This is a genomic window from Winogradskyella flava (assembly GCF_014243395.1).
GTDB classification, from domain to species: domain Bacteria; phylum Bacteroidota; class Bacteroidia; order Flavobacteriales; family Flavobacteriaceae; genus Winogradskyella; species Winogradskyella flava.
The window spans coordinates 718,289-725,803 of sequence record NZ_JACLCP010000002.1 but is presented as its reverse complement, the minus strand read 5'-3'; the positions used below and the strand labels follow the sequence as shown (position 1 = coordinate 725,803).

At 34.2% G+C, this 7,515-nt stretch carries 6 protein-coding genes; all 6 read right to left on the bottom strand.

Annotation, left to right across the window (positions count from 1 at the left end; translation table 11 throughout):
* The coding region (locus H7F21_RS17300; RefSeq protein WP_221892465.1) for a DUF6095 family protein at nucleotides 1-234 on the bottom strand (234 nt) is incomplete at its 3' end.
* Nucleotides 221-1,033, bottom strand: a complete 813-nt coding sequence (gene murQ, locus H7F21_RS10435) for an N-acetylmuramic acid 6-phosphate etherase (RefSeq protein ID WP_185789202.1) — start codon at nucleotides 1,031-1,033, stop codon at nucleotides 221-223. The genes H7F21_RS17300 and murQ, both read right to left, overlap by 14 nt.
* Nucleotides 1,034-1,157: 124 nt before the next feature.
* Complete coding sequence (locus H7F21_RS10430) at nucleotides 1,158-1,970, bottom strand: DUF4249 domain-containing protein (protein ID WP_185789201.1); 813 nt, start codon at nucleotides 1,968-1,970, stop codon at nucleotides 1,158-1,160.
* A gap of 4 nt (nucleotides 1,971-1,974) precedes the next feature.
* Nucleotides 1,975-4,350, bottom strand: coding sequence for a TonB-dependent receptor (locus H7F21_RS10425; RefSeq protein ID WP_185789200.1), 2,376 nt, complete (start codon nucleotides 4,348-4,350; stop codon nucleotides 1,975-1,977).
* Nucleotides 4,351-4,416: 66 nt separating this feature from the next.
* A complete protein-coding gene (locus H7F21_RS10420; protein WP_185789199.1) occupies nucleotides 4,417-6,636 on the bottom strand; it encodes an NADP-dependent isocitrate dehydrogenase in 2,220 nt (739 codons plus the stop codon).
* A 147-nt stretch (nucleotides 6,637-6,783) separates the two neighbouring features.
* Nucleotides 6,784-7,356, bottom strand: coding sequence for a pentapeptide repeat-containing protein (locus H7F21_RS10415; protein WP_185789198.1), 573 nt, complete (start codon nucleotides 7,354-7,356; stop codon nucleotides 6,784-6,786).
* Nucleotides 7,357-7,515: the final 159 nt, after the last annotated feature.

Sequence of the window (7,515 nt, the reverse complement as noted above, 5' to 3'; positions counted from 1 at the left end):
CTTTTTCTTAAAAATACTATTCATTATAGTATTTATTCCAATAAATAACATCGCAATAGCTCCTATACATAGAATTAGTGAAATAACAAGTAGTGGAATGTATAGCGGTTTATCATCATTACTAAGTGCAAGGTAAAGCAGAGATGGACCTGCAAACATTAAAAGCAAACAAATCCCCATACGTTGAAGTCCCTTATTTAATAATGCTTTATCTGTTCTGTTATCGTCGTCCATGAATGATGCTTTTTCTAACACTTTTATGTTCTTGAAGTAATTTTGCGGCAGCTTCTTCCGAAATGTTCAGTTCTTCCATAATCATTCTTACACCACGATGAACCAATTTGTTATTACTTAATTGCATGTCTACCATCTTATTATTCTTTACTCTTCCAAGTTGAATCATAGTAGCAGTTGTAATCATATTAAGTACTAATTTTTGAGCTGTACCAGCTTTCATTCGAGAACTACCCGTCAAAAACTCTGGACCAACAATAACCTCAATGGGATATTGAGCTGTTAAGCTTAAAGGACTATTTTTATTGCAGGTGATACATCCTGTTATGATATCTTTAGTGTTACATTCATTTAAAGTATTAACAACATAAGGTGTTGTTCCAGATGCAGCTATACCAACAACTACATCTTTTTCAGAAATTGAAAATGATTGTAGATCTTCCCAGCCTTGTGTCACTGAGTCTTCGGCATTTTCAACAGCTTTCCTAATAGCCGAATCCCCGCCAGCAATTAAACCAATAACCAAATCTTCAGAGACTCCAAACGTTGGAGGACATTCTGATGCATCTAAAATGCCCAATCTACCACTTGTGCCTGCTCCCATATAAAAAAGCCTACCTCCATTTTTAAGTTTATCAACTATTTTTTCTATCAATAATTCTATTTGAGGTAAAGATTTTTCTACGGCATATGGGACTGTTTTATCTTCATTATTGATATTTGACAGGATCTCATTTATTGACATCTTTTCGAGATTGTTATAGTGAGAATCTTGTTCTGTTGTTTTTATAAAACTCATAGGTTAAAGGTAAGAAATTATTTTAGCTGATGTCTTGTAATTTAAGTCTTAAACATATCCTATAATACCATTCTTTATATAAAAAATGATCGCTATACCTTATGGCTAATAATATACTTCTTCGTTATTCTACAGTATATATAAGTTCATCAACTTCAGAAAGTCTAAAGTATCCAAAAGGAAAGTTATTTGGATTTGTCGTATTCACACAATTACCTCTTACAGTGGCTGGCTGTGTCTCAAAAGGCCCTCCATCATTTTCACTACCTTGTTGCAGGAGTATAAACATGAATTCATAGAAACGCTTAGATATACCATAATTTCTTATTGTTACAACATCTCCAGATTCTAAATCTTCTTCTGAATAAAATCCAAATATTTGATTTCCATCTGTAAATCGATCCTCATAGACTTCTAGTGTTGGCACCACTGGAATATCACTAATAAATTCAAAAAAGTAATAATTTTCTATATTGGCAGGATCTGTATAAAACGCCTTGAGTTCAATATCCTCTCCTGTAAAACCACCTTCATTATTTTGCTCTACAAAGTCAATAGGAACTACAGACTTTAGCGTTTCTGTTCCTGAATACGTTTGCCCTTGGTAAGCTATAGAAAGTGTATATGTTTCATCAATTGCAGGTATAAAACTATTAGTTCTGTAGATACCAGACTGACCATCTTCAAGGAAATTAAAAATATTATTATTGGAATCAGTAATCTGAACTATAGCGTTATTGGCAGGAGGAATTTCTTCATCAAAAAATGGAGCAGATAAAGAAAGTTTTATTTCCTGCTCATTACCAGTAGTATTCTTCAACCAGTTAATAGAAGCTTCTATTACTAATCTTGGCTCTGTAGAATTAAGGTCTACATCTATAACATCTTCACATGAAAAAAGTAGTACTAAAACAAATATGGAGAATAATTTTTTCATATCGTTAAAATTTAAAATTATATGAGATAGATGGTACTATTCCAAATATGGCTAACCTGACAGCTTCATTATTACCAGACATTCTATTTTCTCTAAATGTTATATTCGCTGCATTTCTTCTATTGTACACATTGTAAACTCCAAATATCCATTGCCCTTTAAATTTCTTTTCACTATTTGGTTTTGGGTTATAATTTACTGCTAAATCTAGGCGATGGTATGCAGGCAATCGACTAGAATTTCTAGCTTCGTAACTTGGAATAACAATACCATTATACTCATATTGACCATTTGGAAATGTAGCTGGTTGACCTGTTTGAAACAGAAAATTAGTACTAAAAGACCATTTCTTGTTGAGCTCATAATTTGCGGTCAGTGAAACATCATGTGTTTTGTCAAATGGTGTATTGTACCATTCCCCATTATTGATTCCAGTCTCAACAAACGTTCTACCCGAAGTTCTTTGCTCCGATTTTGACAAGGTATACGCTAACCAACCTGTAAACTTCCCTTCATTTTTTCTAAAAAGTACTTCTAGTCCATAAGCTCTAGCTTCACCATTAAGAATAACTTGTTCTATAGCGTTGTTCGCTATGAGATCTGCACCATCTATATAATCGATACGATTTTGAATAGTTTTATAAAAGCTCTCTACTTCTAATGAAAATTCATTGTCCTTAAAGGTTTTGAAATAACCCAAAGCAACTTGATCTAATAGTTGTGGCTTCACATATTTTCCACTTGGAGTCCAAACATCTAATGGGGTAGGAGAATTAGTATTAGATAATAAATGTAGATACTGACTCATGCGATTATAGCTCGCCTTTACCGAAGAATTATCATTTAGTTGATAAGCCAAAGCAAATCTAGGTTCAATATTAGTAAAAGATTCAATCACATCACTTCGGTTAAAAGTTTCAGTCCCTATTGGTTCTGCTTTTTCATAAAGATTAAGGTCTTCGTTAAAGATGACTGGATTATCGTTTTCATATATGTTCAATTCATCTTGTCCTAAACGATGGAATGTACTTAGACGCGCACCATAACTTACAGATAATCTGTTACTGAGCTTATGTTCTGCGTCAACATAAATAGCATTTTCAAAGGCATATTTATCTATGAGTTTAAAAGGGTTGATTCCAGAACTCTCGGTAGTTGGATTAATCTCTCCTGGATTGAATTTATAGTATATGCTATTCAAACCATACTCGAGCTTAAAGTTATTGCTTATGTAATGTTTGAAATCATATTTTAGGTTGAAGTTTCTAATACCTGACTCCCAATCGAACTCAACGAAATCCAATCTTAGACCATAGTAATAATCCGAATAAATCAATGACAGATTCGAAAACAATTTATCTGAAAATAAATGATTCCATCTAAAGTTCACAACTGTGTTTCCATAAGTGTTCTCGAAGCTATCCGCGAGCTCAAATACATCTCTTCCAAAATAGCCTGAAAGAAAAATACTGTTATTATCATTTAATCTGTAGCTCAATTTTGTATTGAGATCATAGAAATAGGCGACATTATCCAAATCGAAAAGTGGTAGGAACAAATGGGCATAACTACTTCTTCCTCCAATTAAAAAAGAGCCTTTATCTTTTTTGATCGGACCTTCTGCTAAAAGTCTACTGGATATTAATCCTATTCCACCATTCATATGAAACTGACTACTATTACCTTCTTTTTGGTAGATGTCTAATACGGAAGACACACGTCCACCATATTTAGCAGGAATGCCACCTTTGTAGAGCTTTAGATCTTTTATGGCATCTGGATTAAAAACAGAGAAGAAACCGAATAAGTGTGATGAATTAAAGATAGTAGCTTCATCCAAAAGGATAAGGTTTTGATCTGCAGCACCTCCTCTTACATTAAAGCCCGAAGATCCCTCACCGGCATTAGTAACACCAGGAAGTAAAGTAATGGATTTAATAACATCAACCTCACCTAAAACAACAGGCATATTTTTTATGGTTTTTATGGAAAGTGAATTCACACTCATTTGAGGTTTCTTAATATTCAGTTCTTCCACATCCTCAGTAATCACAATCTCATCAAGACTTTCGGCAGTTTCTATTAATTTAAAATTTTTAGTAATATCTGAATCTAGTTGGAGCGTTTCAGAAATGGTTTTATAACCAAGATAACTTACCTGAATATTGTAGACTCCCGCAGGTAAAGTAATAGAGTAGAAGCCATACTCATTAGTCATAGTGCCAGATTGAATTTCTGGAATAATTATATTTACACCAATGAGGGTTTCATTACTATCGCTGTCGGTAACTGTTCCGCTAAGTGTAAACTTTTCTTGTGCTGAAAGGAGAACTGGGAATAAAATTGCAATTAATAAGGCTTTTATACTTTTACCGTACATGATAAATTTTTGGACGACACAAAAATAAAAGAGCTTCATTTTTAATGAAGCTCTTTTAACGTAAGTTTAGCGTAATATTGAGTTGAGCACTTCGCTAGGTCGCATAGCGTCATTAATCAAACTTTCATTTGGGTAATAGTAGCCACCAATATCAACAGATTCACCTTGGCACTCTATAAGTTCTTTTATTATCGCATTTTCATTCGAAGAAAGCGCTTCATATACTTTTGAAAATTCAGATTGTAAATCTTCATCTTTATTTTGATTGGCTAAAGCTTCAGCCCAATACATAGCCAAATAAAAGTGACTTCCTCTGTTATCTAATTCATTAACTTTCCGAGATGGGCCTTTTTTATTTTCTAATAATTTTTCAGAAGCGTCATCTAAAGCTTCGCCTAGAATCCTGGCTTTCTCATTATTGTTAACTTCCGCAAAGTGCTCTAGAGAAACAGCTAAAGCTAAAAATTCGCCTAAAGAATCCCAACGTAAGTGATTTTCAGAGACAAACTGTTGCACGTGCTTTGGAGCAGAACCCCCAGCACCAGTTTCGAACAAACCACCACCATTCATTAAAGGCACAATAGATAACATTTTAGCGCTTGTGCCAACTTCTAGAATAGGGAATAAGTCCGTTAAATAGTCTCTTAATACATTACCTGTCACGGAGATGGTATCCTTACCCTCTTCAATACGTTCTAATGTAAAATTAGTAGCTTTAACAGGTGATAGGATTCTAATATCCAAACCAGACGTATCATGATTAGGGAGATACTGCTCCACCTTTTTAATCAATTCTGCATCATGCGCTCTATTTTTATCTAACCAGAATACGGCAGGTGTTTGTGATGCTTTAGCACGAGTAACAGCTAATTTTACCCAATCTTGAATTGGAGCATCTTTTGTTTGACACATTCTCCAGATATCACCAACTTCGACATTATGACTTGTTAGTACCTTTCCAGTTGCATCGATAACTTCGACTTTACCTTCATCAACTATTTCGAATGTCTTATCGTGAGAACCATATTCTTCGGCTTTTTGAGCCATAAGTCCAACATTAGGCACCGTTCCCATGGTTGTTGGATCAAAAGCACCATGTTTTTTACAGAAATCTATTGTAGCACTGTAAATGCCGGAGTAACTACTATCAGGAATAACTGCTTTAGTATCTTGTTGCTTACCGTCCTTATTCCACATCTGCCCAGACGTTCTTATCATAGCTGGCATTGATGCATCAATGATAACATCACTTGGAACGTGTAGGTTGGTAATACCTCTATCGGAATTCACCATTGCCAAATCCGGACCATGGTCTAAAGCATATCTTACATCATTTCTAACTTCATCGCGTTTGTCTTCGGGAAGCTCACTCAGCTTTTCCAATAGCTGACCAAAACCGTTATTAACATCTACACCAATTTTTTCAAAGGTATCTCCATGGTTTTCAAATAAATCCTTGAAGTAAGCACGAACAGCATGACCAAATATAATAGGGTCGCTTACTTTCATCATTGTAGCTTTCATATGCAGTGAAAACAACACACCTTTTTCTAGAGCGTCTTCGACCTGTTCCTCTAAAAAGTCTACTAATGCTTTTTTGCTCATCATTGTAGCATCAATGATTTCGCCTTTAAGTAAGTTTAAATTTTCTTTTAATAGGGTTTCATTACCCTTACTGTTCTTATGTACAATCTTAACCGTAGTAGCTTCTTCTAATGTCACGGACTTTTCGTTATGTGCAAAATCACCTTTAGACATTGTCGCAACATGTGTTTGAGATTGCGAAGACCAAGCTCCCATACTATGTGGATTCTTTTTGGCATAATTCTTAACGGCCTTGGGCGCACGTCTATCTGAATTCCCCTCTCTCAAGACTGGGTTTACAGCACTACCTTTAATTTTATCGTAACGCGCTTTTATTTCTTTTTCAGTATCGTTTTGAGGTTCGTCCGGATAATCTGGAAGCTGATAACCTTTAGCCTGAAGCTCTTCTATAGCATCCGTTAACTGCGGAATTGAGGCACTGATATTTGGTAATTTAATAATATTTGCTTCAGGTCGTTTAGCGAGTTCGCCCAATTCTGATAAAGCATCTGCAACTTTTTGCTCTTCTGTTAAGTAATCTGGAAACACAGCTAAAATTCTAGCTGCTAAGGAAATATCTTTTGTTTCTATAGATATTCCAGAAGATTTTGTAAATGCTTTTACTATTGGTAAAAAAGAACGTGTTGCTAATGCTGGTGCTTCATCGGTCTTAGTATAAACGATCTTCGCGTTATTGCTCATAGGATGTTGAATATTTATATTGTTCGTTAGCTTCGTTAAAAGCAGTGCAAATATACGAAAATGATAATGTTTTGTTAGTGTTATATTAACAGTAAACTACCAATTAATTTGTGATTTTAATAATAATAAAAAGCTACGATTATAAAACTATTTTATTTTTATTTTGAAAGCACTCAGAAGCCCAAAACAGTTGTCCTTAGAGAAGATGGCATTCTTAATTTTGTTGGTTGATGGGTGAATGGAAAAATTAAAAGCGGTACTAAAGTCAGTATTTTCGAGATTAGTTTCCTCAAAGATGGCACCTTTTAAATCTATATTGTTGAATGCAGCGTTCTTAATTTCGGCTCCAGTAAAATCAACTTGATGCATTTTACAATCAGTAAATGTCGTACGGTTGATTTTTAGTTGATAAAATGAACTTAGATTAAGTATGCAATTGGTGAAGCCAAAGTTTAATAAAAAATCGTCACAGTTCTGAAATAATACGCCAACTAATTTACAATTATTAAAAGCTACATCATTAAAAATGGTATGCGCTACGTTAGTATTACTCAAATTACATTCTATGAACTCGCACTCTAAAAATGAATTATTTGAAATATCGGAATTTTCGAAATTACAATTTGTGAACGTGCAGTTACTATATTCTGCCTTGGATAAAATAATGGAAGTATAATCGTGATTGCGGAAGTGTTGATTGTCTACAAGCGGTAAATTCATTCTACAAATATAAGAATGCTAGACAATTTTTTGATTTTGAAAGTAAGGCCCGAAAAATCTTAGAACCACAAAAACAAAAAGCCATATCACTACAGTAAACTGCTGAGACATGGCTTCTCTTTGAAACAGTACTACTATAACTTATTTAGCATTACACTA